Here is a 26484-nt window from a genome sequence, read left to right on the forward strand (position 1 = left end):
TTTTCTTTCTTGCCAGCATGGAAGAAAACTCAACTAAAACCAACCACGCTTACCCAGAAGTTACAGTTGGAGCTTTCATTTTCAACAAAGCTAATCAGGTACTTTTGTGCAAATCTGAAAAATGGAATAATCAGTATGTGATTCCGGGCGGCCATGTTGAAAAAGGAGAAAGTTTAGAAACCGCGCTTAGAAGGGAAATCAAAGAAGAAACTGGGCTCGAAATTTTCGATATTGAGTTAATCAGTTTGCAAGAAAGTATAGGAAGTGAGCATTTTCACGAAAACCGACACTTCATCTTTATCGATTATTTGTGCAAAACGGATTCTGATAATGTTGTGCTGAATAACGAAGCCACCAGCTTTGAGTGGGTTGATTTAAACCAAGTGCTCGATTACGATCTGGGTGGTTTTGTGCGTCAGTTCTTCACGGAATATTTTAACGATCAATACGTACACAAAAAGCATATACTTTATCAATATGTAAAGGCTTAAGCCGATTTGGCCAAGCGAACTTCTTTCCGATAAGCCAAAGGACTCATTCCCCTATTCTTCCTGAAGAATTTGTTTAGATGGCTTTCGTCTGAAAATCCCATATTGAAAGCGATTTCATTAATTCTAAGATCGCTGTGTTTGAGGCGATGCTCAATCAGTTTTAATTTATAATTGGTAACGTATTGTTGAAGCGTTTCTCCAGCATGTTTCTTAAAATATCTGCCTAGATACGATTCTGAAATCCCGAACTCTTGGCTTATCGCTTTAGCCCTAATTTTTTCCGGTTGGTAAATATGCTGCTGAACATATTGAAGAATATCCAAAACCTTATCTTCACTATACTCATTTACATCGGCAGGCAAAAACATAGCGATATTTCGAGCGACAACCACAATCAGCGTGTTTACCATTTGCTGAATCATCTCCTTATTGTATAAATCCTGCTTCAAGTTTTCCCTAACAATAGCGTCAACCAAAGGCTTAACCAATTGCTTATCGCTTTGATTTTTAAGAATACAACCGGGCTGATGTCCTGCATGCTGAAGGATATATTCCAGCCTTTGCACATTTTCATTTGCTAAGCCAGAAGCCTTGATGTAAATGTCATTAAACCTCAAAAAGAAGAACGTAGTGGTGGTTTCTATATCAAAAGCGTGACAATCTTGCGGAGTAAGCAAAAACATGTGCCCAGGAAAATAGTTGAATTTATTCTGGTTAATGCATTGTTGCCCGCTGCCTTCAATTACATAAACCAGCTCAAAAAAGGTATGCTTATGACCCATGGATGGCGCACTATCCAACGTTTGGCATACAATTTCAAAAGGTTCGTAAAGGCTTTCTTTGTTCATGCCGCAAAAGTACCGAAATCAAGAAAACTTATACCAATAACCACCGCAATTAACTGTATAATTTTGCATTGCATATAAATCGAAATTCATGAAAGCATTTGCACTTGTAAATCCAGAAGGCCCAGAACAATTCGAACTGGTAGATATAGATAAACCTCAAATCAATGCCACTGAGGTATTAATTCAGGTAAAAGCCATCAGCATTAATCCAGTTGATATAAAAACTTCGGCAGGAACTGCATTCTATGGAAAACTCAAAGAAGAGTCTCCTATTATCGTGGGTTGGGATGTTTCTGGAATCGTGACTGAAACAGGAAATGATGTAAGCGAATTTGAAGTTGGTGATGAAGTTTTTGGAATGGTGAATTTTCCTGGAAGCGGAAAAACTTATGCAGAACATGTAGCTGCTCCAGCTGCTCATTTGGCAAAAAAGCCTGCAAAAATCAGTTTCGAAGAAGCTGCCGCTACCACGTTGGCCGCACTAACTGCTTGGCAAGACTTAACACAACAAACCACCATTCAGCCGAACCAAAAAGTGCTTATACATGCAGCTTCTGGCGGTGTTGGTCACTTTGTCGTTCAAATAGCCAAGCATCTTGGTGCCTATGTAATTGGAACTTCTTCTGCCTCAAACAGAGATTTTGTGCTTTCGCTTGGTGCCGATGAACATTTGGACTACAAAAGCCAAAATTTTGAAGAGACCTTAACCAACATTGATGTAGCGATTGACATTGTTGGAGGTGAAAACATTGCTAAAAACCTTAAAGTATTGAAGGCTGGTGGAACCCTCATTTCAAACCTTGGGTTGAAAGAAGAGGTAGCAAAAGAGGCAGAAGAAAGAGGCATTGAAGCAAAAGCCTATTTGGTTCAATCTAGCGGAGATGACATGAAAGCTTTGGCTGATTTACTTGAAAGTGGAGCCATTAAACCTCATGTTTTCAAAACTTTTGCTTTCGATCAGTTAGCCGAAGCCCACAAACAAGTTGCTACTGGGCACACTCAAGGAAAAGTAATTGTAACCCTATAAACCATTCCTTTCAATGGATTTACAACTAAAAAATAAAACTGCCTTTGTAAGCGGTTCCACAGCAGGTATTGGCCTCGCCATTGCTGAAACGCTTTTGCACGAAGGCGCCAAAGTAATCATAAACGGAAGAAAACAAGCTTCTGTAGATGAGTGCATTGCAAATCTCAAAAATTTAATTCCTGAAGCCGATGTAACTGGCATTGCGGCAGATTTCGGAAATACAGAAGAAGTTCAAAGCTTAATTGATCAACTTCCAGAAATTGACATTCTGATTAATAATGTCGGCATTTTTGAACCGAAAGCTTTCGAAGAAATTCCTGATGAAGATTGGTTCCGCTTTTTCGATGTAAACGTAATGAGTGGTGTTAGGCTTTCTCGCTTTGCGCTTCCCAAAATGCTGAAGAAAAACTGGGGAAGAATCATCTTCATTTCCAGTGAATCAGGCGTATTCATTCCCGATGAAATGATTCATTACGGAATGACAAAGTCGGCCCAAATTTCTATTGCGCGAGGTATGGCTGAACTCACAAAAGGCACCAATGTAACGGTAAATTCCGTTTTACCAGGCCCAACCAAATCCCGCGGTGTTGGCAATTTCGTGAATGATTTAGCTGAACAGAAGGAACTTTCATTCGAAGAAATGGAAGAACAGTTCTTCCAAAATATGAGGCCAACTTCCTTAATACAACGCTTTGCCGATCCGCAGGAAATAGCCAATACCGTAACTTATTTGGCCAGTCCATTAGCCGCTGCAACCAATGGAGCCTCAGTAAGAGCCGAAGGCGGACTGATAAGATCTGCCTACTAAAAACGAATCATAAACCTTAAACCATTAGATTTTAACATGGAGTATAGAAAACTAGGAGAAACCGACCTTGACGTTTCCATCATAACCTTTGGCGCTTGGGCTGCAGGTGGCTGGATGTGGGGTAAAACCGAGCGTTCAGAAGCTGTAGAAGCCATTCGTGCCGCTTATGATTTGGGCGTTACTTCGATAGACACCGCCCCTATTTATGGCCAAGGAACTAGTGAAGAAATTGTTGGAGAAGCCATAAAAGACATTCCGAGAGATAAGGTTCAAATCTTAACCAAATTTGGAATGCGTTGGGATTTGGCCAAAGGAGACTTTGCCTTTGCCAGCAAGAACAATCAGGGCGAGCCAATCGACATTTATAAATACGCGGGTAAAGAAAGCGTGATCAAAGAATGTGAAGACAGCCTTAAAAGGTTAGGCACCGATTACATAGACTTATTGCAAATCCACTGGCCAGAATCCACAACTCCGATTCAGGAAACCTTTGAAGCTGTTGCCAAACTAATTGAACAAGGAAAAGTGCGATATGCTGGAGTTTGCAACTATAATGCGGCTCAAATGGCAGAAGCAGAAAAAGCCGTTAAATTGGCTTCAAACCAAATTCCTTTCAGTATGGTTAATCGCGGTGTTGAAGATGAAACCGTGCCATTTTGTATCGAAAACAATAAGTCTGTTTTGGCTTATAGCCCTCTTGAAAGAGGTTTATTGACTGGAAAAATAACCCCTGGCTATAAGTTCCAAGAGGGTGATCACAGAGCTAACAACAAGTTCTTTACAGATGAAAGCATTGTCAAAACGAATGCATTTCTTGAGAAAATCAAGCCATTAGCTAACGATAAAGGAGTTACTCTAGCGCAGCTTGTACTTCGTTGGACGGTTGAACGCCCAGGCATTACCATTGCTTTAGCAGGTGCCAGAAACGCTAAACAATCAACTCAGAATGCTGGCGCTGCTGACATCAAGTTGACTGAAGAAGAAATCAGCTTTATCAATACCGAATTGGATAAGCTTTAAATTTTCAAGAGTACTTAAATATCAAGTTTCTATCTTGAGCCTTGCCAAAGAAGTATTGTATCAAATTTAACTTCTTCGTGCACTCAGAAAAGCAAATATTAAATGGATATTTAGACTTGTAATCTTAAGTAAACCAACACTTTAAGGTTCTGATGATTTAAATAAGTCCAAAACCTCAAATCATAAAGGCAGGCTCTGATCCATATGTTCAGAGCCTGTTTTGTTTAGTGCAATTCCACTTGTCATTACAATTGGTAAACCCAAACCTTTCCTTTCTTTTCAAAAACCTTACAATCAATACGCTTTCTACCTCTTACATACAAATTATTATCCTACATATAAGAGAGCAATCGTTTCCATTATAGTTGGGGTTAAAAATCCTTACCTTAGCATTCATTAACTCAATCTGAAGTAGATCAATGCTGAAGCCCTTTTTGTTAGCTTTCTTCCTGTTTCTGGTCGCCTTTCTTCAAGCTCAAGAACCTGCTACCTCATTGGATAAACTCAATGAAGTTTTAGGGCAAAAGGAAACCTATGAGCAAGCCAAAGAGCAAACCATCAATAGATTAAAAAAACGCCTTGAATCGAACAAAAACAGCGATTTAGAAATCAAATTTGAAATTCATAAGGAACTCTATAATCAATATCGCAGCTACATTTACGATTCAGCATTTGCTTATTCTCAAAAAATGCTGGCCATTGCGTATAAGCTTAATGACCCACAAAAAATTGGCTATGCTAAGACACAAATGGGCTTTATAACCCTATCGGCAGGCATGTTTAAAGAAACCTTCGATACTCTAAATACAGTGAGGGTGAGCGATTTACCTGATTCTTCAAAGCTAGATTATTACTCGTTAATGACTCGCTCCTTTTATGATGCTTGCGACTACAACAAGGATGATTATTACTGCGAAGCTTATGTTGATTTGGCCGAAAAATACTTCAACTATGCCATCACTTTGAGTGACCCAAATTCATACGACTTTCTGTACCTCAACGGTTTATATAATCTTAGAGAATTCAAAACAGATGATGCGATGAGGTATCTCAATAGACTTTATGACGATAAAGAAAGCCTTAACAATCATCAAGCAGCTATTGTGGCTTCAACGCTCAGCTTCTTAAATTTAAAACACGGAGATACAACGGCTGCGGTAAATCTATTGGCTGATGCTTCGATCTTAGATATTAAAGCCGCAACCAAAGAAACCGTTGCTATGACACAATTGGCGCAACTCTTATACCGAACAGGCCAAGTAGAACAAGCCTTTGTTTACATTAATCAAGCCATGGAAGATGCCAATTTTTATGGCGCCAAGCAGCGAAAAACTGAAGTGGCTTCTATCCTACCCATTATCGCATATGCGCGAATGACTTCCATCGATAATCAAAGGAGAAATTTGCTTGGCTACTCCATTGGGTTAACGGTTTTGTCACTTCTCACCATCGTTTTTGCGCTCAGTACCTTCCTTCAGTTTAAAAAATTGAGGAAGAAAGATCAGATCATTCAAAACGCAAACGATGTGCTAAGCGAAACCAATACCAGATTGCTGGAAGCAAACAAAATCAAAGAAGGCTATATGGCCTATTACTTCAATATCAATTCTGAATATTTAGAGAAGATTGAAAAATTTAAGCTTTCAGTAAACCAAAAACTCATTCAGAAAAAGTACGAGGATATTGGCTACGTGATGAGTTGAGTTGATTTGAAGAAGGAAAGAGAAGACCTTTACCACAGTTTCGACAAGGTTTTTCTTGAGTTGTTTCCTGATTTCATCAAAACTTTCAACACTTATTTCAAAGAAGAAGATCAGGTAAAACTAGAAAAGGACCAGCTTCTAAATACCGAATTGCGCATATTCGCGCTCATAAGAATGGGCATTTCCGACAGTGATAAATTGGCCAAAATTCTAGGCTATTCAGTCAATACAATTTACGCTTACAAAAACCGTGTGAAGAGTAAATCCATTTTGGCTAATGATGAATTCGAAAAGCGAATAATGGAGATAGAAGCCATTTAAATCCTCCACTGGTCAAAGTCATTTCTACCTCAATTTCCCGAAGTTCGTTTAATAAAAATCACAGCCTAAATCTTCAGATTTTTTCCAAAAACGCCCTCTTTTCACGCTGTCTCCAAGCTTATGCAGTAAAATACAGGCTATATTTTATCTATATTAATCCCCTACACCATTTAACACAATCCATTAATAAACAATACTTTAACAACCCACACTATCAATTATTTTCTATATCTGAAACCTGTTTTTTGAAATTGATTTCAATCTCGATCTCCTTTGTCTCAGCAACTTTTAAGTCCGACACGGGAATCGAATGCATAAACTCAAACAAAGAAACAGCTGGCCTTGGAGTCTGATTATTTCAGCTCTCCTACTTTTGGTAAGTAGCAGTTGTTCATCAAAGCAAATCGTTAAATCGCCAGATCAAGGTTTGCAAATTTCATTTCATCTAAACGATGGTGTCCCCTACTATTCGCTTCTGAAAGATGGAAAGGAAATCATCTCTGATTCACGTTTGGGTTTTGAGTTAAATAACCAAATCTCTCTTGCCGAAAATTTCACCATTCTTAAAGTGGAAAAGTTTGCCAATGACCAAACATGGTCGCAACCTTGGGGTGAAGTAAAAAACATCAGAGATCATCACAACGGACTAAGCATCACACTTCAGGAAACCACTGAATTAGCACGCATTTTAAAAATCACTTTCAAAGTTTTTAATGATGGAATTGGCTTCCGTTATGAATTCCCTGAGCAACCCAATCTCAAAGATTTTGAAATCACCAATGAGCTCACCGAATTCAACCTAAACACCGACCCTACTGCTTGGTGGATTCCAGCTTACAGTGAAGCGGCCGATTATGAATCGCTCTTTTCAAAAAATCAACTCTCGGAAGTTCCAGAACAAATTCACACGCCCCTAACCCTAGAATCTGGCGACAGTTTGTTCTTGAGCATTCACGAAGCGGCTCTCATCGACTTCCCAGCCATGACCCTGATGCCGAAAGGTCATTCTCTGCAAGCTGACTTAGTTCCTTGGTCTACAGGCATTAAAGCGAAAGTCACTACACCATTTAAAACACCATGGAGAACCATTCAAGTGGCAAAAAGTGCGGGGGATTTAATTACTTCCTACCTCATTTTAAACCTTAATGAGCCTAACAAACTTCAAGATGTTTCATGGATAAAGCCAGGCAAATACAACGGCATTTGGTGGGGCATGCACATCGACAAACAAACTTGGGGTTCTGGTCCTAAGCATGGAGCCTCCACTGAAAACGTTAAAGCAGTTATTGATTTTGCTTCGGAAAACAACCTATCCGGAGTTTTGGTCGAAGGCTGGAATGAAGGCTGGGACAATGACTGGAGCGGTGGAATGTTCAATTTCACCAAGCCTTACGCTGATTTTGACATTGAAGAACTCACTCGTTATGCCGCTGCAAAAGGTGTTGGGCTCATTGGTCATCACGAAACAGGCGGAAATGTAAACAATTACGAAAAACAACTTCCTGAAGCTTTCGAATATTATCAAAGCCTGGGAATCCATACGGTAAAAACAGGTTACGTGGCCAAAATGCCCAACGGTAAAGAATTTCACCAAGGGCAATTTATGGTTCGCCACTATAATAAAGTGATGCAGATGGCTGCCGAGCGCCAAATCATGGTGGATATGCACGAGCCAGTGAAAGCTACGGGATTACGAAGAACCTACCCTAACATGATGACGCGTGAAGGTGCTCGCGGTACTGAGTACGAAGCTTGGAGTGAAGGAAATCCTCCTGAACACACCGTAATTCTCCCCTTCACCCGAGGACTATCTGGCCCTTTGGATTATACCCCAGGAATTTTCGACATCCTGATTCCTTCCCGACCTGAAAACCGGGTTCATACTACATTAGCAAAGCAACTCGCCCTGTATGTCACCCTATACAGTCCTCTGCAAATGGCGGCCGATTTGCCTGAAAATTATGAGGGACAACCTGCTTTCCAATTCATTCGAGACGTACCTACCGACTGGGAAGTAACCAAAGTTTTAAATGCGAAAATTGGAGATTACCTGACCATCGTTCGCAAAGACCGCAATAGTGACGATTGGTACTTAGGAAGCACTACAGATGAATCCGCAAGAGACTTCAAAGTTAGCCTAGATTTTCTAATGCCTAATAAAAGATACCTCGCTCAGATTTATGAAGACGGCCCAGATGCCGATATGGAACAAAATCCACTTTCAATAAAAATTCTTGAGCAAACCGTAATGGCCAACCAAAGCCTCAAAATCTATTTGGCAGCTGGAGGCGGCCAAGCCATTAGGTTCCATTTGATTGACTAACCAAATATTAATGCACTGAATAAAACCAATATGTAATCGTATGAAGAACTCTTTACAATTTTTAAAACCAAGATACCTCTGGCTGGTGCTTTTGCTCACCTTCGCCACTGCTAAGGTATGGGCATCTCCTTTTCAGGAGAATCAGACTTCCGTTTCTGGTATGGTGAAAGACGGTGAAACTGGCGGCCCTTTGCCAGGCGCCACAGTTCGTGTAAAAAATGGCACGGCTGGTACAACCAGCGATAGTGACGGAAAATTCAAATTGAATATCCCTAATGGCCAAGCCATAATCATGGTTTCATTTGTAGGTTATACCACTGTTGAAACTCCTGTTGCTGGCCAATCTTTCCTTGAAATCACCATTTCACCTGATGTTTCGGAATTAGAAGAAGTAGTAATTGTGGGTTATGGAGCTCAAGAAAAGCGCGACATCACGGGAGCTGTGGCTTCAATTACCCCTGAAAACTTCAACCCAGGAGCCATCACCAACCCACTTCAACAAATCGCAGGTAAAGCGGCTGGTGTAAATGTAACTCAAGTGGGTAGCGAGCCAGGTAGTTCTCCTTCGGTGAGAATTCGTGGTATCACTTCCCTTTTAGGCGGTAGCGATCCACTCGTTGTGGTTGATGGTGTGCAAGGTAATATGGATCTTCTGAACCAAGTTCCGCCTTCTGAAATTCAATCTATCGACATTTTGAAAGATGCTTCAGCTACGGCCATTTATGGTTCTAGAGGAGCTGCTGGGGTTATCATTGTAAGCACCAAAGGTGGTAAATCAGGCGAAGTAATCGTTGAGTACTCAGGAACAGCTTCTATCGATTTCTTAGCAAATAAGCTTGACATTCTTTCTGCTGATGAATGGCGCGAACAAGCTGCGTTGTGGAACGTACCTCAATCGGCTGATCACGGATCAGATACAGATTGGTACAACCTATTGACTCAAACGGGGTATACACAAAACCATTCTGTGGCCTTTGGTGGTGGTTCTTCTAACCTCAATTATAGAGCTTCTCTTTCGGCCATCTTGCAAGATGGAGTTGTAATCAACAGTAGCAACACAAATTACATTGCCCGCTTACAGGCTACTACCAAAGCCATGGACGACAAGCTTACTTTGGGAATCAACCTAAACAACAGCATTCGTAAAAATATTGGTAGCCCGGGTAGCGTGGGTAGAGCGGCATTCACTTCCAATTTGATTAGCAACGCTTATGTTTCTAAACCTACCGATCCAGTTCTTTTTCAGGATGGTTCTTACTATACAGATGTAAACGTATTCCAGTACATCAACCCATATGCTGTAGCCAAAACCATAATAAATGAAAGTGAAACCGTTAATCAATTCGCCAGCTTAAAAGCTGATTTAGAAATTGTTGACGGCTTAAGCCTCGGCTGGTTTGGTAGCTGGAGAAAAGTAAGCACCAATTCAGGTTATTACGCCCCTTCTAGTTCAACTATTCCTTTCGCAGTAGACAATAATGGTGTGGCGAATGTAAATACCAACCTAACTGACGAAAAGCTGATGGACATTAGCTTGAACTACAAAAAAGCATTCGGTGAACATAACATTACCGCAACTGCAGTCTACGAGTGGCAAGCACAAACCTACCAAGGCCATTTTGCCCAAATGAAAGGCTTCATCAACGACATTACCACTTACAATGCACTTCAATTAGGTTCTATCAGCCAAGTATTGCCTGGTGATATGTCTTCGTATAAAAACGACCGCAAATTGGTTTCTTTCTTAGGTCGTTTGAACTACAGTTTTCAAGATAAATACTTGGTTACTGCAAGTGTTAGACGAGATGGTTCTTCTGTTTTCGGAATCAACAACAAATGGGGAACCTTCCCTTCCGCTTCAATTGCATGGAGATTGAGCGAAGAAGGGTTCTTGAATAACAGTGCTGTAATTTCAGATTTGAAGTTAAGAGCAGGATATGGTGTTACAGGTAACCAACAAGGGCTTTATCCTCAACAATCTCTACAATTGGTTGGTGCTTCAGGCACTTCTTATTTCAATGGAGATTTGATTACCAACTTTGCCGTAACACAAAACTCAAACAGCGACCTTCGTTGGGAAACCAGAAACCAAGCTAACGTTGGTATCGACTTTGGATTTTTTGACGGACGATTAAACGGAACTTTGGATGTTTACACCGCTACTACAAAGAATCTGCTATTCAACTACACTGTACCACAACCTCCATATCCTTTCGGTTCATTGATTGCCAATGTGGGTAGTCTTCGCAATGAAGGTATTGAGTTGGGCTTGAACTACACTGCAATCAGCAATAACGATTTGACTGTAGTATTGGCTGGTAACGCTACATTCCTTCGCAACGAAGTTGTTTCAATGAGCGGCAGCATCAATGGCGTAGCCGTAAATACCAATTATGTAGACTGGGGCTACAATGCTTACCTCATTGAAGGCCAACCAATCGGTACATTCAACATTCTTCAAAACGATGGAAAGAATGAAACTTCTAATGCTGAAGTCGTAGTAGATCGCAACAATGACGGTGTAATTGACCAAGGAAGCCGCAGTGCCGACCGTTATATCGCGGGTTCTGCCCTACCGAAATATACTTTCGCCTTCACTCCATCTGTTACCTACAAAAAATTCGATATGTCGATGGTTTGGAGAGGTTCAGGAGGAAACAAAATCTACAACAGCATTAAAACCAGCTTCAGCCTTTATGAAAACTTAGGTAAATCTAACCTATTGAAGAGTGCTGCTGATTTAGGCTTGTACACCACCAATTACGGATCGGATTTATGGCTTGAAGATGGCGATTTCATTCGCTTCCAGAACATGACCATTGGTTATACGGTAGACACCAAATCTCTTCCATATATCAGATCAATGCGCATTTCCTTAACAGGAAACAACTTGGCTCTTTTCACAAAATACACAGGGCTTGATCCAGAATTGAACGCCTCAGGTGGTGGCGGTAGTGGTGCCGATGCAGGTATTTATCCACGTACCCGAAGTGTTGCTTTAGGCCTAAACGTCACCTTCTAATTAAAAGATGAAAAACATGAAAAGAATAACAAATCTCTTGATCGCATCTCTGTTCGTAGTCTTTAGCTGTACGAACATTGACGAAGAAGTTTATGATAAGTATAGCGCAAAGGATTTTTACGCTTCGGAAGAAGGTTCTGATGCTGCCTTGGCCAGCGTTTATGCTCAAATTCCTGGAAACTGGAATGGCGTAGGCTATGCTGGTGCCGATAATGGCTGGTATGATTTGAATAGCATGTCGTCTGATGAGCAGGTGATTCCTCACCGCAATACTGGCGACTGGCAATTGGAGTTCGCATACATCTACCTTCGTGATTGGATTCCGACAAACTATTTGTTCAACAACACTTGGAACTGGCTTTACACTTCTGTTTTCAGAGCAAACCTAGCCATAGAACAGTTGGAAGCCGCTAATGCTGAAGCCAGTAAAATTGCAGAAGCCAAAATGCTTCGTTCATTCTTCTATTATTTGTTGATCGATGATTTTGGAGATGTGCCTTTCTTCACAGAAAACAATCAGTCAGTTGAGAATATTCCGCAGGCTAAAAGAGAAGACATCTTTCAATTTATTGTTCAAGAAATTTCGGACAATGTAGAGAATCTTACTTCGGCCAAAGGCGGAGAATATTACGGAAGATTCAACAAGTGGGCTGGCTATGCACTTTTGGCCAAGCTTTATTTGAATGCTGAAGTTTATACCGGCACTCCAATGTGGAGCGAATGTCTAGCAGCTATCGAAAAAATGGAAGAAGGTGGTTTTAGCCTTCATTCAGGAGCCGCTAGTTCACACCCACTAGGAAGCGAATATTATGATTTGTTCGGAGATGTTTGTCCTGACGATGAAACCATTCTAGCGATTTATACCACGCTAGATGTTGTAGGAAGAAACATCTTCTCAATCAGAACTTTAGGCGGAACTGACGGAACACTTTTGGTAGGTTCTGGCGCTTGGAATGGCACTATTGTTCCGAAGGAATATGTTGACAAGTTTGATAATAATGACATCCGTAAAAATCAGTTCAGATTTGGCCCCGATCCTTCTGGCCCACAACCAGCAGGTTTCATCAATTACGATCCTGTAGTTACCAATCTCAACGATCCAGGAGCAGCTCCAAACGCGGGAATCAGAAACCTTAAATTTTACCCTGCCCTACCAGCAAACAGCGGTGGCGCATCTAACGATTTCCCAATTTACCGTTATGCCGATTTCTTATTGATGAAAGCTGAATGCTTAGTAAGAATGAGTCAAGCGGGTGCGGCTAAAACTTTCGTAGATCAAGTGCGAGAAAGAGCTGGTCTTTCAGCGCTAGCTAGCGCCCCAACCCTCACTGATATTTATAATGAAAGAGGTTTTGAATTGACATGGGAGGGCCATCGCAGACAAGACATGATCAGGTTTGGCAAATTTACCGAAGCTCATGATTTAGCTCCTGCTGTAGGTGCAGAGTTCAAGCTCTTCCCTATTCCAACCGCTGCATTAAATGCCAACCCTAACCTTGTTCAAAATCCTGGTTTTTAATCTGAAATAAAATGAAGAAAACGAAATACAACTTATTTGGATTGATTCTGGCACTCTTGGCCTTCATTGGTTGTGCTGAAGAACCAGAATTGACTGTACTCTCTAATGTGGTGTTCTCAGACCCCATTACGGTTTCTAGCAATGATTTAGTGCTTGTGGAAGAAGATTCATCTTCCACAGCACTAACTGTAAACTGGGAAGCCGTTGACTTTCTTCGCGAAGCTACCGTTACTTATTCCGTTCAAATCACAACTGTAGATGACACTTCTCAATGGGCAAATGCTTGGGAGAAAACCATCGGTGATGAGGTTCTTTCAACTTCTTTTATCGTAAAAGAATTGAATCAAATGGCCATCAATAATTTTGAAATTGAAGCCGGAGCTCAAGGCAAATTCGCTTTTCGCATAAAAGCTTACGTAGACAGATATGTGTTTTCGCAACCTCAAGTGGTGAACATTACTACCTATGAAGAAACCGTAATGAATCCTGAATATCCAGCTTTATACATTGCTGGTGATTTTCAGGGTTGGAATATTGGAGAACCAAGCACCATAGTTTCTACTGAAGACAATGGCATTTATGAAGGCTATATCTTCATTCCTGCGGGCGGAACTAACGAATTCAAAGTTTACACTGCACCTGATTGGGGTTCAACTTCTTACGGCACCAAAAACGATGGCGTAATTTTCGAAGCTAATTATGCAGGCGACAACTTTGCAGCGCCTTCAGACGGTTACTATTTATTCTCAATCAACTTGAACGACATGACTTACTTGTTGATGAAAACCGATTGGGGAATACTTGGTGCCGCAACGCCTGGAGGTTGGGATACTGACACTGAACTTACCTACGATCCTGATTCACAAACTTGGTCTGCAACTGCCGACATGGTAGCGGACGGTTCGTTCAAATTTAGAGCGAACAAAGCTTGGGCTTTGGATTTTGGTATCGATGCTGAAGGCAATTTGGCTTATGCCAATCACCCATGGAAAGCTTATGTTGACCAACCTCAGTTGACAGTTCCATCCGATGGAAACTACACCATAACCTTAGACCTTCATGTGCCTGGGGCTTACACCTACGAATTGAAGAAGAATTAACTCATAAAGGGCTGCTTTAAAATTGAGATGATGAATCTGTAAACCACATCAACAGATTAAAGCAGTCTTTTTTCACATAAAAAGTCCTTCTCTAAACCCAGAGAAGGACTTTAAAATCAAAATCTAGAAGATGTTTAAGTTTATAAACTACCGTTTCAAATCCTTGCTCATGATGGCTTTCATCAATGTGGCAAATGCTTCGTGCAAGGAAGATCCTGTTAAGTTCGATACCATTCACCCCGATAAAGAACCTGTACAATACGATGTTCCATTTGAGGGAGTTCCTAACACGGCTGATATCGTGATGTACGAAATCAACCTGAGAGCTTTCAGCAATTCAGGGGATATCGCTGGTGCGATGGAAAGATTGGACGAAATCAAAGACCTGGGCGTAAATGTAATTTGGCTCATGCCTATTTACACTACAGGCGACTTGAAGAGCGTAGGTTCGCCTTATGCGGTTAAAAACTACAAAGAGGTAAACCCAGACTTTGGTACTTTGGAAGACCTTAGGCTTTTTGTAAAAGAAGCTCACAAAAGAGATATGGCCGTAATTCTTGATTGGGTAGCCAACCATACTGCCTGGGATAATGAATGGATCAAAAATACTTCGTGGTATACCCGCGATAATGAAGGAAATATTGAAAGTCCACAAGACTGGACCGATGTTGCCGACCTTAATTACGATAGCCAAGACATGCGAAATGCCATGATCAGCGCAATGAAATATTGGGTTTTGGAAGCCAACATTGATGGTTACCGTTGCGATTATGCCGAAGGAGTTCCGAACGATTTTTGGCAATCGGCTATCAGTCAAATCAGAGCTATTCCAGAACGGAAGTTGGTTATGTTTGCTGAAGCGAGAGATAAGTCTTTATTAACGGCTGGTTTTGATTTAACCTTTGGTTGGAATTTCTACGAAACTTTGAATAAAGTTTACAACGAAAACGCTTCTGCCAAACAGCTTTCATCAACAAATTCATCGGATTACACTAACATTCCGCAAGGCGATCAGATTCTTCGTTGGATTACCAACCATGACGACAATGCGTGGGACACTACTCCTATTGAAAAATTCAATGGTCAGCGAGGATCAATGTCAGCTTTCGTGATTTCTACATTTATGGGAGGCGTTCCTTTGCTTTATAACGGACAGGAAATTGGTTACCCAAATCAAATCTTATTCTTTGAAGGTACCACCTCACCAATCGATTGGTCTCTAAATCCAGAGATAGAAACGGAATACAAGCAGCTCATTTCTATCAGAAATGGAAGCAATGCTATTAAACGAGGTTCAATCAGCGATTTCAGCAGTCAAGATGTAGCTGCATTCAAGCGCAAAGAAGGTTCTAACGAAGTATTGGTTTTGGTAAATGTTCGTAATTCAAGTGTGAGTTACAGCCTGTCCAGCGAATTGGCTAACACTGCATGGCAAAACACCATGACAGGAGAAAACTTCAACTTGACAACCACCCTAACATTAGAGCCATACAGCTATCTGATTTTAAAAAATTAAGGTTTAATGTAGCTGACTAATCAGTTACCAAAGCCTTATTTTACTCATACAATTAGTACAGACCAAAAACCCACTGTGAAATCACAGTGGGTTTAATTTTTTAACGATAATTGATTCAACCTCAAACAACTTCCATCACTGGTCTTCTTCTTTCTATAACTAGGCCACGGGCTATGAAAACGAAGCCAATTACCAAAAGAGCAGCCATATTGATATAGACTGAAGGTGAAGTTGTTGATCTGAATTTGAATTCTGGAAGCTCTTCAAGGTCGCTGAGCTTGAGCATGCTGTTATCAAAAATGAAGGGCATAAAATGAGCTCTCCATGACAAGCTGAAAGCCTTAACCTCACTTTTAAATAAACTATAATTCTTTGAAGAAGTACCTGCCACATCAGTTGCGGCATCTTGAAAAAGCACTACAGGACTTACAAACCTCCATGAATCCACCCAGGCTTGTTGCTTTTCTAATTGTGCCTCGAAGCTATTTGTTAATGGTGTAAGTTCCTTTTCCATCATTTCTTGGCTTGCAAAATAACTCTGCCAATAAGCATAAGTATTCCCTTCTTTCTCACGGATCAATTCTGGGTGATTTCTCAAATACTCATCAAGTACTTTATCTTGCTCTTTAGTTAATTCACTTTTGGTTTCACGTATTTCGTTGAGCAACGCTATTCGTGATGGCATAGGGTAAAAAACATTGGCCGCTTGGTTAATTACTGCCGGAACAATCAATACCAAAACAATCCACAGAGATAGCAACGACACAGCATTTTTAGCGGAAGAATGCCCCAGAATATTCACTAAAAAAGAAAGCGCAAACCAAAAAGCTAAATAAGCCAAGGCCAGTAAAAAGAAAAGCAGCAAATTACTACTGAAGGGAATTTTCACCCACAACACCGTGGCCACTAAACTAACCACGAGAATCAGCGACAAAGAAAAGTAGCGAATTGTAAACCTCTGAAATAGCCAAACATTAATGCGCAAAGGATTGGAGGCCAACAACCTAAATCTTCCCGATTCTAATTCTTGAGACTTAAGGTTATACGTAAAAGCAATAATGATTAAAGGAACCAAATAAGCTAACACAAATACCAAGTCGAAATTGCCAAACAGCAGCTGAACCGGATTGCTCATTTCATTAAAACTGAGTGTTGCCAAATCTTCATTAGAAGCGATTTTCACTTGATGTGCATACAAATCGCTTTGCCCTATGGCCAGTTTACTCATTACAGTGGTGGGCATGGTAGCTAATTTGCCCGTTGCAATTGCCACATTCATAGGTGACATTCTGTAATAATTGGGATGATCCTCCCCTCTTTCTAAAGCTTCGGCCACCTCGCGAACCGCATCTTCTTTTGCCCTTTGATCCAAAATGGCATCTCGCTGATCAACTTGTCTGCTGTTAAATTGCTGAAGACCATTATAGCCCGCATATAAACACAGTAAACACATTACTATTGAAAGAGAAACAAACCATTGATTACGACTTAGCAAGCGTAATTCATGGCGAACATTATGAGTAAACATTTAAATACGGGTTGAAGCGAAAAACAATAACGAAAATGAAGCAAGTAGCCAGACTGAGAGAATGAGCAAATTGGTAGTATTTGCCTTTACCGTTTGGTTAAAGCTGGCTACTTTGAACTGAAATTCAGGAACTTCTTCCAACAGAGAAGCATCTGCTTTATAGCTCCAATCTCCCAATTTGGAGTTTTCAGCAAAGTTGGTGTTCAACACACGTTGCATTTCTACCCTATGCTTTTCAGCCTCATCGGTAAAGTTCCAGTGTGTGGCATAATCGGTATGGGCCAAGGCCATAGACATAAACCTAGTGGGCAAAAAAGGTGATAGAACCGCCAGATTCTGATAAACTGACACTTGCTCTTTGTGAACTTCCTTTAACTTTTTGTAATGCTTATAGTAAATTTCAGCTTCGTGTTCTTCGCCCTTTTGCATTCTAAATGCATCAAAATTGAAAGGCAAATCCTTAAGCTCACTAACTCCGTGAGCCTTTAGCGTTTCTTCCTCCAACTTCTTAGAAGCTTCACTCCAAGGATCATGACCATCAAGCCCCTTTTTTCTATCGTCAGCCACTGCAGCTTCAAATTCCTGACGGGTAGGATATGGATACTTTTCGTTGGTATAGCTGCTGGCGATCTTGGGAATCGCCAGACAACTGATAATCCAAATTACTAATAAAGTAACTAAAGAAATACCCGAGTGATTCGCCAATGACGACACCACAAGGGTAATGCTATTGATAACTGCAAAGTAGACCATATAAACCAGCCACATCATTGCTAAAAACTTCCAATTGAAATTGTTCAACACTAGCGCAGCCACAACAAAAATGACTGTTGTAAGCACTGCTATTGGCAAATAAACACCCAACCATTTTCCAAAAACAAGTTGCCAGTTTGAAACACCTTGTGTTTTGATAATACGAATTGTCCCCTGCTCCTTCTCTTTAATAATCGCTTGATGCCCCAATGCTATAATCATTAAAGGCACTATGAATAGAAGGATGAAATCTGGAGTTAAATCTCCAAAACGAGAAAGGCCAGTCTGGTCAGCTGCAGCTACATTGTTTGCCTCATTTCTTGCGTGAGCCTCTAAGAATATTGAAACGCCTGTGAATTTTTCTACTCCAGGATCAATCAATGATAACGGAAATTGAGGTTTAAAAGCATATGTGCCATAATGAGCTGCATTATGGGGATTAGTAGCACCTTGCGACAACCAAAGCATTCTGGCATTTTTTTCAGCCAATTCACGCTGGTGCTCCTTTTCCTGCCACTGCTTATGACTGACAAACACAGCCACCACACAAAGCAGCGTCACTATGCTTAGCATCCATTTAAACTGACCAGACCTGGCCATTTCTTTAATCTCTTTTTGAGCTACATGGAAAACCATATCAATTATTCATATGATTGAGGTACAGTTTTTCCAAGTTGTTGTGATTGATTTCAGCGGTTAAAAGCTGTTCAACCAAATGTCCCGACTTCATGATTCCGACATGAGTACCGGTTTCCTTTGCCCTGAATAAATCGTGGGTGGCCATAAGTGTGGTCACATTTTGCTGACTTAGACGAACAAGCAATTCCGAAAATTCATTGCTAGCTTTTGGGTCTAAACCAGAAGTTGGTTCATCGAGCAACAAAACTTTAGCCCTCTTAGCTATGGCCATGGCAACGCCTATTTTCTGGCGCATTCCTTTAGAGTATGTTTTTACTCTTTTGTTAAAGGCATCATTCTGTAAACCAGCTTCTTGAAGAAAAGAAATCAATTCATCTTCATGATATTTCATGCCTGCCAAACCGATAAAGTATTCCAAATTCTCTAAACCACTGAGTTCATTATAGAGAACCAAATTTTCTGGTATATAAGCGATAAGCTTTTTGGAAGCTTGCGGATTCTTAGAAACTTCTACCTGGTCGATAATAGCCTTACCACTAGTAGGAGAAATAAAATTGAGAAAGAGGTTAATCGTAGTGGATTTTCCTGCTCCATTAGCCCCTAGAAGACAATAGATATCTCCTGGCTCAATACTCAGATTAAGTTGATCAAGCGCCAAATGGTCTTGATATTTTTTGGTTAGGTTGACAGCGTGTAGCATAGGTTGATTATTTGCAACAGTGATGCAATAATGAAAGTAAAAATCATATATGCAACATTGATGCATAAACAATTTAAACAGAAATGAAGAATGGTTAACATTCTGTTTTACTGGGCAAACATGCCTGATTTCCAATAGTCTAAAAGCAAATGAACCGCATTTAGCTTTCCTGATTCATTCGTATAGTTTTTCTTTAGCTCTATATATTTAGCAAGCGTGTTTTTTGCCCTTTTGTAAATCATGGAATCCACTTCGGTGGGGACATATTCCTTTGGAGTTGCGTAGGTAAAGTATCCTGTTTCACCAACTGCCACTGGCATACTAAAAAAGTCTCGTTTTACGAACTCACCTGTATTCTCTTCCGAAATTGAAGCATTTACAAAGAAATCCACTGCATGTTCTGGATAACCGAAAAGGTAACCGTAAGCGCGATATCTATCATTTCTGCTTTCAAATTCTATAGTAGTGAGCACTGCGGCCGGGTTTGCTCCTTCTGTGAATCCCCACTGACCGAAGAAACCTGCCTTTTCAGAAATCAATCGATCAAACTGGCTTCTTCTGCAAACCAAAATCTGAAGATTTCGCTTCCCATGCCAAGGTTGTTTATAAGGAATTAGCAAAAACTGAAAATCATTGTTGGATAAAACATTCACGATATGGTTCCAACTTTCTAATTCAGTCAAAGCCATCTGCACAGAATCTAACTCAATATCCGCCACATATTTATCTCCATCCTTCATTTCACCAGATTTAGCCAAAGGAAAAGAAAAAGAAGCGCCCAAGCTGCTTATAGGTTTCAGCGTATCTAACAAAGTATAAATGGCCTCATGCTCCAAACCATAGGCAAGAAGCTCGTTGGCCATCTCTAATTCTTTTGCCGACAATGCCGAAAGTTCCCAATATTCGGCTTTCGAAAAATATCTTTGGCGCGGCCCATTAGCGCAGCCTAGGCTTAAAATAAGGACGAGGAGTAACGTAAATTTCTTCATCTTAATTATAGTGAATGGGCCAGGGATCCGTAAAGCTTTTGCCCTCTTTCCAAGCGAATACCTCTTCATCGGAACACAAACAAGCTTCCAGTTCTTGCATTACTTTTGCTTCGCTAAGTTGCTGACCAATAATGACTAACTCATTTTTTCGGTCTCCAAATTCTCTGTTCCAATCCGATTCAATATGATCCCGGTTTTCAACAAACGATTCATAACGACTTCTTTCTTCAAAGGGCATTGAACACCACCAAACGCCCGCAAAGTCTGCTCGTAAAGAACCTCCAGCCTGACTCCAACTTAAGGCATCATTGGCCCGGGAAGCTAACCAAAACAGACCTTTACTTCTGATTACATTTGCTGGCCAATGAGAAGACACATAATTCCAGAAACGTTCTGGATGAAAAGGTCTTTTATGCCGAAAAACAAAAGAACTGATGCCATATTCTTCGGTTTCTGGCTCGTGTTCATTTTCCAGTTCCTGAATCCACCCAGCCGATTGTGAAGTTGTTTCATAATCAAAACGACCCGTAGCCAAAATGCTTTTCAAGGGAACTTTACCAAATTCAGACTGAATAATTCTTGCCTTAGGATTTAGTTTTCGAATCACACTTTCCAGAAAACTCAGTTGCTCTTTGCTCACCAAATCAGCCTTGTTGATCAAAATTACATCCGCGAATTCTACCTGATCGGTAAGCAAGTTTACGATTGAACGATTGTCGTCCTCATCGTTCATTTCCCTAGTTGCAATGGTATCGGGCGAACCAAAATCTTTCAAAAAATTCATGGCATCTACCACAGTCACCATGGTATCCAATTCGCATACATCCAAAAGGTTCACCTCCAACTCATCACTTTCAAACCAAAAAGTTTGAGCTACTGGCAATGGTTCCGAAATTCCCGTACTTTCTATTAGCAGATAATCATATTTGTTTTCCAGGGCCAATTTGGCTACCTCTTCTATCAAGTCTTCGCGCAGTGTACAGCAAATACAACCGTTGCTCATTTCCACAAGCTTCTCATCAGTTCGGCTGAGCGTATTACCTTGTTTTACCAAATTAGCATCGATATTTACTTCGCTCATGTCGTTTACAATCACGGCTACGCGCATACCTTCCTTGTTATGCAAAACATGATTGAGCAAAGTGGTCTTGCCCACTCCTAAGAAGCCGGAAAGCACAGTTACTGGTAATTTCATCATTGATTTTTTAAAGTATTCTGAATCTGATGTAGTTGGCTAACTAGCTCTTCTTGCACCTTGAAAATATCTTCGGCACTAAGCTCAACCCTACTGTGGCTATGGTCATGCCCTTCGTGACCAGGCAAATTGAGGGTGTGACCCGGAATGGCAAAAAGCCCTTCTTCCAACTCTTCAATAGCTTCGAGTAAACTATCTTTTCTCTGAAAACTGGACAACTCTACTCTATCTTCTATCTGACTAATAAGCTGAATAGCTTCCGTTTGCTTTTCATAAGCATCATCCAAAAGCCTTTGTTCCGCACTGTTTCCAGAACCACACGAAAGCAGATTTAAACAGCAAAAGCCGACAATAAGCCCTACATTACTTAATGATTTTTGCATGATATAGAATGAAGTTCATGTGATTAATATCCGAATCGTTCAGTTTCAGCTTTCCACTCACTTTCACAAACTCATCGGGTGCTAAATCATTGGGAATATCTTTGAACTGAATTTCAGCGACCGTTTCTGGGCCACTTCCCCCACAAAAAAAGCAAGAACTAAATGGCATGGCTGAGAGCATAAATACCGAATCCAATTCCAGAGGAATGTAATAGCCTGAAAGTGTTACTTCTGTATTCTGTTTGGCCAGTAAGGTTTTATCAAAAGTGGGAACATCGAAATAAGCGCCTACTTCTGAAAAGTATTTTGGGTTGAATTCTACCTTCTCGAAAATCTTCCAACCTTCTGGAGATTGAAGTTCCAAATTAAAGGCGAAAAGGGTTACAATGACTAAAACCATCTTCATACCGCCTGTTTTTTAAGAAGCCTTTTACTAACCACATGGCCAGCCACAATAAACAGCGAACCACAAACACGGAACACAGCTTCGCTTAGGTTTTCTTCCATCATTCCCCCGATTGAAATCAGAAGAATACCAAAAACAATGAATAGTGCAGGCCTTAAATTTCTAGACTTAGCATAAGTCTGAAAAACAGACATTGACCCAATCAGAGCAGCCATAATAAACATGGGCAGCTCTACCTTTTCTAGAATTTCTATTTGGCTACCCAAGAAGGCAGATGAGATAAAAAAGAGGGGCATGGCCGCGCAATGCACGCAACATACAAGCGAAATGCCAATGCCCCAATTGTCCAGTAATGAGGAAATCTTTACTGATTTAACCATGCACAATGTTAGAAACAAAGTTTTATAAATGCAACAATGTTGCATTTATAAGTTTTAAAAAAATCACTATCATCTATATATCAATAGGTTAGCGAGATTCAATTTCACAATCAGGCAATATTGAGCTAAACTGTAGCAGCTCCTTCACTATAATTCATTTAACCGATTCCATAAGAGTTTTGGCCATTTGAATAAAACTCACTAATCATTTATGCATCATTGTTGCAAATATTATTCATTGTTGATACCATTACTCAGGAAAGGTTAGAACGGCAACGTCTAGCAAGCCATTCCCTTCAAGCTTACAACTTCAGTAATAACTCAAAACAACCCGCTATGATCCTCTCCTTCTTAAAACTCGCTTATAGAAACTTAAAGCGTGATATCTATAGTAGCTCTCTTTACTTTCTTTTGCTTATAGTCGGCATATCGAGCTTTGCTATTATTCTCACCATTTACAATCATGAAGTAAGCTTCGATAAATTTTTAAAAGACAGCGACCGTATCTTTCGTTCCACAACCTACTTTATTCGAGGCGATCAGGAGGTAAAATGGGCAATCACCAATGGCCACTTGGTTACTATGATGGAAGATAAGATTCCAGAAATTGAGCAAGCAACCAAATTTCAGACGATCCAAAGTAGCTTAGTACTGGGTACTGGAAATAATAAATTCGATATACCTGAAGGGCAAGGTTTTTATACCGATCCTGATTTTTTGGAGGTTTTGGCTTATCCTCTAAAATTTGGAGATCCTCATCAAGCTTTGAGTGAACCCAAATCGATCGTAATAAGCGAAGCTTACGCTCAAAAGTTTTTCAATCGTTCGGACGTTTTAGGCGAAACCTTAGTACTTGAGTTTGCTGGTGACGAACCCATTTCACTCAAAGTCACAGGGGTTTTAGAGAAGATTCCATCCAACTCCAATCTTCAATTCGACATGCTGATCGCTCAGCACCCTTGGGGTGGTTGGGAAAGATATGATGACCCGAACCGTGGGGGATACACCACCCATGTTTTCTTCAGAACAAATGGCACAGCAGATATCGCCTTACTGAACGAAAAAATAGAGAAAGAAGCGCTAAGGGTCTATTTAGATGATAATGGCCAACCCAGAGACATTCATTTTCCTGTTCAACCTTTAACCGACATCCACTTTAATGCTACCAATCTTTTTGAACCAGGAACACCCGGAAACCTACTCTTCGCAAGAATACTTTTAACTGTGGGCATTGTGATTCTTGCGATATCGGCCATTAATTTCTGCATTCTTTACACCGCAAAATCCTTGGTAAGGGCGAAGGAAATAGGCATTAGAAAAACGCTCGGCTCCACGCATTTTGCTATTGGTATAAGATTGGTTTCTGAATCTTGTGCGCTCAGTTTATTATGTGCGGTTCTCGCTATTGGGCTAGGCGAAATCTTACTACGATCGGTCGTAAAAACACATTTATATCAAGCCGATTTAAGCATACTGTCCTCTCCTGTTTTGGTTAGTTCTATATTGATTGCCGGCATTACTTTGGGAATCATTGCAGGACTGTATGTAACCTTAAAGTCTGCTGTCTTTAGTCCAACTCAAATTTTGAGAGGAAAGTTAAAAACTCAAAAACTTAGCTTTCTAGGTGCAAGAAATATCATGGTCATATTTCAATTCGTACTTACAGGCACCCTCATTACGGCCAGCTTGGTTATTATTAAGCAGGTTCATTTCATCAAAAACATTGATACTGGCTATCAAAAAGAAGCTGTTATTTCAATTATCAAACCTTCCAACTTACCAGATTCTAAAATGGATGCGTTCAAACAGAGGATATCGAACCAAAGTACAGTGTTAGGCTCTGGCTATATTTTTTACGATATATTAGGGACTTATAATGCCGGTAGCGTTAGCATAATCCATGAAGGCGACACGCTATCAGCCAGAGGTCAATCCAATATGATTGATGCTGGTTTTATCGATGCTCTTGATTTACAAATGGTAGAAGGGCGAAATTTTTCAGAAGAAATCCTTAGTGACACCTCGGCTATCATTATCAATGAAGCAGCTAAAAGACAACTTGGATTGGCAAGCGTGGTCGGCAAAAGCATATATAGCCCTAATTGGCCTGGCTCAGCTCCAAAAATCATTGGCGTGGTAAAGGATTATCACTACCAATCTTTTTTGAATGAAATCCCCCCACTAATCCTTCACAATTACTCTAAAAGGTTACGCAGAACAAACCTGATGATTAGATTGGCTCCTCTGAATTTAGCATCAGGCTTGGCCAGCATTGAACGTGAATGGACAGAAATAAGCTCAGGAATGCCCTTTGAGCCCGTTTATTTAGAAACTTCTTTTTCTGGCTTGGCCAAGAAAGAAACTGAGCTCAGTAAAATGATTTCCACCTACACTATAATCTCTGTTATTGTCGCCTGCTTAGGATTGGTAGGGCTTGTTCGATATACCAACGAGCAGCGCAAAAAGGAAATGGGTGTGAGAAAAGTCTATGGCGCAAAGGAAAGTGATATTTTAAAACTAATCAGTTCCTACTTCGGCAAATTGATCATTTTAGCATTTACCATTTCCATTCCTCTTTCCGTTTATGCCATTAATGTATGGCTTGGTTCATTTGCATATCATACCACACAAAGTATTTTGGAATATATTGTTTCGGGACTGTTACTTATTGGTTTGGCCTTTGGTGTCACCAACTTTCAAACCCTAAAAACCGCCCGTAGCAACCCAACCGATGTATTAAAGGAAGAATAGACCCTTAAAAGCGCAGGGCTGCCCTATTATACTGAGGATAAAATAAGAGCCTCCTATCGGCCCCGATGCTTCGGGGGAACTAATAACTTACTTGATGTACATCAAACTTGTTAGAAGCATTATACAATACGCTTTAAAACCCCGAACCTGCTATTCCAAAAACTGGGAATTTGACATAAAAAAAGGGTTACATTTCTGTAACCCTTTGTGTTTAAGAGCCTCCTATCGGCCCCGATGCTTCGGGGGAACCAATGACCTACCGATGTACATCAAACCTTTTAGAAGCCTTACATAATACGCTTTAAAAGCCCGAACCTGTTATTCCAAAAACTGGGAATTCGACATAAAAAAAGGGTTACAGAAATGTAACCCTTTGTGTTTAAGAGCCTCCTATCGGCCCCGATGCTTCGGGAGAACCAATAACCTACTGATGTACATCAAACCTGTTAGAAGCCTTATACAATACGCTTTAAAAGCCCGAACCTACTATTCCAAAAACAGAGAATTTGATACAAAAAAAGGGTTACATTTCTGTAACCCTTTGTGTTTAAGAGCCTCCTATCGGCCCCGATGCTTCGGGGGAACCAATGACCTACTGATGTACATCAAACCTGTTAGAGACATTAAGTAATATGCTTTAAAACCCCGAACTTGCTATTCCAAAAACAGAGAATTTGACATAAAAAAAGGGTTACATTTCTGTAACCCTTTGTGTTTAAGAGCCTCCTATCAGCCCCGATGCTTCGGGGGAACCAATGACCTACTGATATACTTATCCAACTTGTTAGAAGCCTTATACAATACGCTTCAAAACCCCGAACCTACTATTCCAAAAACTGGGAATTTGACATAAAAAAAGGGCTACATTTCTGTAACCCTTTGTGTTTAAGAGCCTCCTATCGGGATCGAACCAATGACCTACTGATTACAAGTCAGTTGCTCTACCAGCTGAGCTAAGGAGGCTTCTTAGTGGCTTTTCGTTCAAAGCGAGTGCAAATATAGGCAGCCTATTTTCAAATGCAAAACCTAGAGAAATAAATTTTACATTTTTTTTCAGACCAG

General features: G+C 40.5%; 19 protein-coding genes, 1 tRNA gene and 1 pseudogene. 11 read left to right on the top strand and 10 right to left on the bottom strand.

Features of this window, described 5'->3' with window-relative positions; genetic code table 11:
- The first annotated feature begins 17 nt into the window (after positions 1-17).
- Positions 18-491, top strand: coding sequence for an NUDIX domain-containing protein (locus ACXACJ_RS08665; RefSeq protein WP_475133963.1), 474 nt, complete (start codon positions 18-20; stop codon positions 489-491).
- Here ACXACJ_RS08665 and ACXACJ_RS08670 read toward each other — a convergent pair.
- The gene (locus tag ACXACJ_RS08670) at positions 488-1339 is read right to left on the bottom strand and encodes an AraC family transcriptional regulator (protein WP_475133965.1); all 852 of its coding nucleotides are present in this window, start codon (positions 1337-1339) and stop codon (positions 488-490) included. The two genes, ACXACJ_RS08665 and ACXACJ_RS08670, sit on opposite strands and share 4 nt — an antisense overlap.
- 88 nt (positions 1340-1427) lie before the next feature.
- On the opposite strand from ACXACJ_RS08670, the gene ACXACJ_RS08675 reads away from it, so the two are divergent.
- From ACXACJ_RS08675 to ACXACJ_RS08715, 9 genes and pseudogenes are all read left to right on the top strand, one after another.
- Positions 1428-2366 carry an NADP-dependent oxidoreductase gene (locus tag ACXACJ_RS08675; RefSeq protein ID WP_475133966.1) on the top strand — a complete coding sequence of 313 codons (939 nt, stop codon included), beginning with the start codon at positions 1428-1430 and terminating at the stop codon, positions 2364-2366.
- A 13-nt stretch (positions 2367-2379) separates the two neighbouring features.
- The gene (locus tag ACXACJ_RS08680) at positions 2380-3174 is read left to right on the top strand and encodes an SDR family NAD(P)-dependent oxidoreductase (RefSeq protein ID WP_475133967.1); all 795 of its coding nucleotides are present in this window, start codon (positions 2380-2382) and stop codon (positions 3172-3174) included.
- 36 nt (positions 3175-3210) lie between these two features.
- A complete protein-coding gene (locus tag ACXACJ_RS08685) occupies positions 3211-4194 on the top strand; it encodes an aldo/keto reductase (RefSeq protein WP_475133968.1) in 984 nt (327 codons plus the stop codon).
- Between the two features lie 860 nt (positions 4195-5054).
- Positions 5055-6218 (top strand): annotated as a pseudogene (locus ACXACJ_RS08690) (DUF6377 domain-containing protein).
- Between the two features lie 310 nt (positions 6219-6528).
- Positions 6529-8541, top strand: coding sequence for a glycoside hydrolase family 97 protein (locus tag ACXACJ_RS08695; RefSeq protein WP_475133969.1), 2013 nt, complete (start codon positions 6529-6531; stop codon positions 8539-8541).
- A gap of 40 nt (positions 8542-8581) precedes the next feature.
- Complete coding sequence (locus ACXACJ_RS08700; RefSeq protein WP_475133970.1) at positions 8582-11563, top strand: SusC/RagA family TonB-linked outer membrane protein; 2982 nt, start codon at positions 8582-8584, stop codon at positions 11561-11563.
- Positions 11564-11579: 16 nt separating this feature from the next.
- Positions 11580-13082: a RagB/SusD family nutrient uptake outer membrane protein gene (locus tag ACXACJ_RS08705; protein ID WP_475133971.1), complete on the top strand. Its 1503-nt coding sequence runs from the start codon at positions 11580-11582 to the stop codon at positions 13080-13082.
- 11 nt (positions 13083-13093) lie between these two features.
- Positions 13094-14182, top strand: coding sequence for a SusE domain-containing protein (locus ACXACJ_RS08710; RefSeq protein ID WP_475133972.1), 1089 nt, complete (start codon positions 13094-13096; stop codon positions 14180-14182).
- A 130-nt stretch (positions 14183-14312) separates the two neighbouring features.
- A complete protein-coding gene (locus ACXACJ_RS08715) occupies positions 14313-15698 on the top strand; it encodes an alpha-amylase family glycosyl hydrolase (protein WP_475133973.1) in 1386 nt (461 codons plus the stop codon).
- A gap of 121 nt (positions 15699-15819) precedes the next feature.
- Here ACXACJ_RS08715 and ACXACJ_RS08720 read toward each other — a convergent pair whose 3' ends face one another.
- From ACXACJ_RS08720 to ACXACJ_RS08755, 8 genes are all read right to left on the bottom strand, one after another.
- Positions 15820-17226, bottom strand: coding sequence for a DUF3526 domain-containing protein (locus tag ACXACJ_RS08720; RefSeq protein WP_475133974.1), 1407 nt, complete (start codon positions 17224-17226; stop codon positions 15820-15822).
- Complete coding sequence (locus ACXACJ_RS08725; protein WP_475133975.1) at positions 17227-18615, bottom strand: ABC transporter permease; 1389 nt, start codon at positions 18613-18615, stop codon at positions 17227-17229. It lies immediately after the preceding gene.
- A gap of 1 nt (position 18616) precedes the next feature.
- A complete protein-coding gene (locus tag ACXACJ_RS08730; protein ID WP_475133976.1) occupies positions 18617-19318 on the bottom strand; it encodes an ABC transporter ATP-binding protein in 702 nt (233 codons plus the stop codon).
- A gap of 107 nt (positions 19319-19425) precedes the next feature.
- Positions 19426-20307, bottom strand: coding sequence for a hypothetical protein (locus ACXACJ_RS08735; RefSeq protein ID WP_475133977.1), 882 nt, complete (start codon positions 20305-20307; stop codon positions 19426-19428).
- Position 20308: 1 nt separating this feature from the next.
- Positions 20309-21505 (bottom strand): GTP-binding protein, encoded by a 1197-nt coding sequence (locus ACXACJ_RS08740; protein WP_475133978.1) that lies wholly within the window; start codon positions 21503-21505, stop codon positions 20309-20311.
- On the bottom strand, positions 21502-21885 hold the full coding sequence (locus ACXACJ_RS08745) for a hypothetical protein (RefSeq protein ID WP_475133979.1): 384 nt from the start codon (positions 21883-21885) through the stop codon (positions 21502-21504). The genes ACXACJ_RS08740 and ACXACJ_RS08745 overlap by 4 nt, the downstream gene beginning before the upstream one ends.
- On the bottom strand, positions 21866-22291 hold the full coding sequence (locus ACXACJ_RS08750; RefSeq protein WP_475133981.1) for a hypothetical protein: 426 nt from the start codon (positions 22289-22291) through the stop codon (positions 21866-21868). Before ACXACJ_RS08750 ends, ACXACJ_RS08745 begins: the two co-directional genes overlap by 20 nt.
- A complete protein-coding gene (locus ACXACJ_RS08755; RefSeq protein WP_475133983.1) occupies positions 22288-22671 on the bottom strand; it encodes a MerC domain-containing protein in 384 nt (127 codons plus the stop codon). Before ACXACJ_RS08755 ends, ACXACJ_RS08750 begins: the two co-directional genes overlap by 4 nt.
- Positions 22672-23007: 336 nt before the next feature.
- Between ACXACJ_RS08755 and ACXACJ_RS08760 the strand changes: the two genes are divergently transcribed.
- A complete protein-coding gene (locus ACXACJ_RS08760; RefSeq protein WP_475133985.1) occupies positions 23008-25422 on the top strand; it encodes an ABC transporter permease in 2415 nt (804 codons plus the stop codon).
- An 890-nt stretch (positions 25423-26312) separates the two neighbouring features.
- On the opposite strand, the gene ACXACJ_RS08765 is transcribed toward ACXACJ_RS08760, so the two are convergent.
- Positions 26313-26385, bottom strand: a tRNA-Thr gene (locus tag ACXACJ_RS08765).
- Between the last annotated feature and the right edge of the window lie 99 nt (positions 26386-26484).

This window comes from Roseivirga sp. AWQ4_251 (assembly GCF_056158225.1).

Coding starts and splice junctions, on each gene's coding strand:
- ACXACJ_RS08750 (WP_475133981.1), bottom strand. CDS start 22,291: ATGAAGATGGTTTTAGTCATTGTAACCCTTTTCGCCTTTAATTTGGAA.
- ACXACJ_RS08755 (WP_475133983.1), bottom strand. CDS start 22,671: ATGGTTAAATCAGTAAAGATTTCCTCATTACTGGACAATTGGGGCATT.
- ACXACJ_RS08685 (WP_475133968.1), top strand. CDS start 3,211: ATGGAGTATAGAAAACTAGGAGAAACCGACCTTGACGTTTCCATCATA.
- ACXACJ_RS08710 (WP_475133972.1), top strand. CDS start 13,094: ATGAAGAAAACGAAATACAACTTATTTGGATTGATTCTGGCACTCTTG.
- ACXACJ_RS08670 (WP_475133965.1), bottom strand. CDS start 1,339: ATGAACAAAGAAAGCCTTTACGAACCTTTTGAAATTGTATGCCAAACG.
- ACXACJ_RS08680 (WP_475133967.1), top strand. CDS start 2,380: ATGGATTTACAACTAAAAAATAAAACTGCCTTTGTAAGCGGTTCCACA.
- ACXACJ_RS08760 (WP_475133985.1), top strand. CDS start 23,008: ATGATCCTCTCCTTCTTAAAACTCGCTTATAGAAACTTAAAGCGTGAT.
- ACXACJ_RS08720 (WP_475133974.1), bottom strand. CDS start 17,226: ATGTTTACTCATAATGTTCGCCATGAATTACGCTTGCTAAGTCGTAAT.
- ACXACJ_RS08730 (WP_475133976.1), bottom strand. CDS start 19,318: ATGCTACACGCTGTCAACCTAACCAAAAAATATCAAGACCATTTGGCG.
- ACXACJ_RS08700 (WP_475133970.1), top strand. CDS start 8,582: ATGAAGAACTCTTTACAATTTTTAAAACCAAGATACCTCTGGCTGGTG.
- ACXACJ_RS08725 (WP_475133975.1), bottom strand. CDS start 18,615: ATGGTTTTCCATGTAGCTCAAAAAGAGATTAAAGAAATGGCCAGGTCT.
- ACXACJ_RS08740 (WP_475133978.1), bottom strand. CDS start 21,505: ATGATGAAATTACCAGTAACTGTGCTTTCCGGCTTCTTAGGAGTGGGC.
- ACXACJ_RS08735 (WP_475133977.1), bottom strand. CDS start 20,307: ATGAAGAAATTTACGTTACTCCTCGTCCTTATTTTAAGCCTAGGCTGC.
- ACXACJ_RS08695 (WP_475133969.1), top strand. CDS start 6,529: ATGCATAAACTCAAACAAAGAAACAGCTGGCCTTGGAGTCTGATTATT.
- ACXACJ_RS08705 (WP_475133971.1), top strand. CDS start 11,580: ATGAAAAGAATAACAAATCTCTTGATCGCATCTCTGTTCGTAGTCTTT.
- ACXACJ_RS08665 (WP_475133963.1), top strand. CDS start 18: ATGGAAGAAAACTCAACTAAAACCAACCACGCTTACCCAGAAGTTACA.
- ACXACJ_RS08745 (WP_475133979.1), bottom strand. CDS start 21,885: ATGCAAAAATCATTAAGTAATGTAGGGCTTATTGTCGGCTTTTGCTGT.
- ACXACJ_RS08675 (WP_475133966.1), top strand. CDS start 1,428: ATGAAAGCATTTGCACTTGTAAATCCAGAAGGCCCAGAACAATTCGAA.
- ACXACJ_RS08715 (WP_475133973.1), top strand. CDS start 14,313: ATGTTTAAGTTTATAAACTACCGTTTCAAATCCTTGCTCATGATGGCT.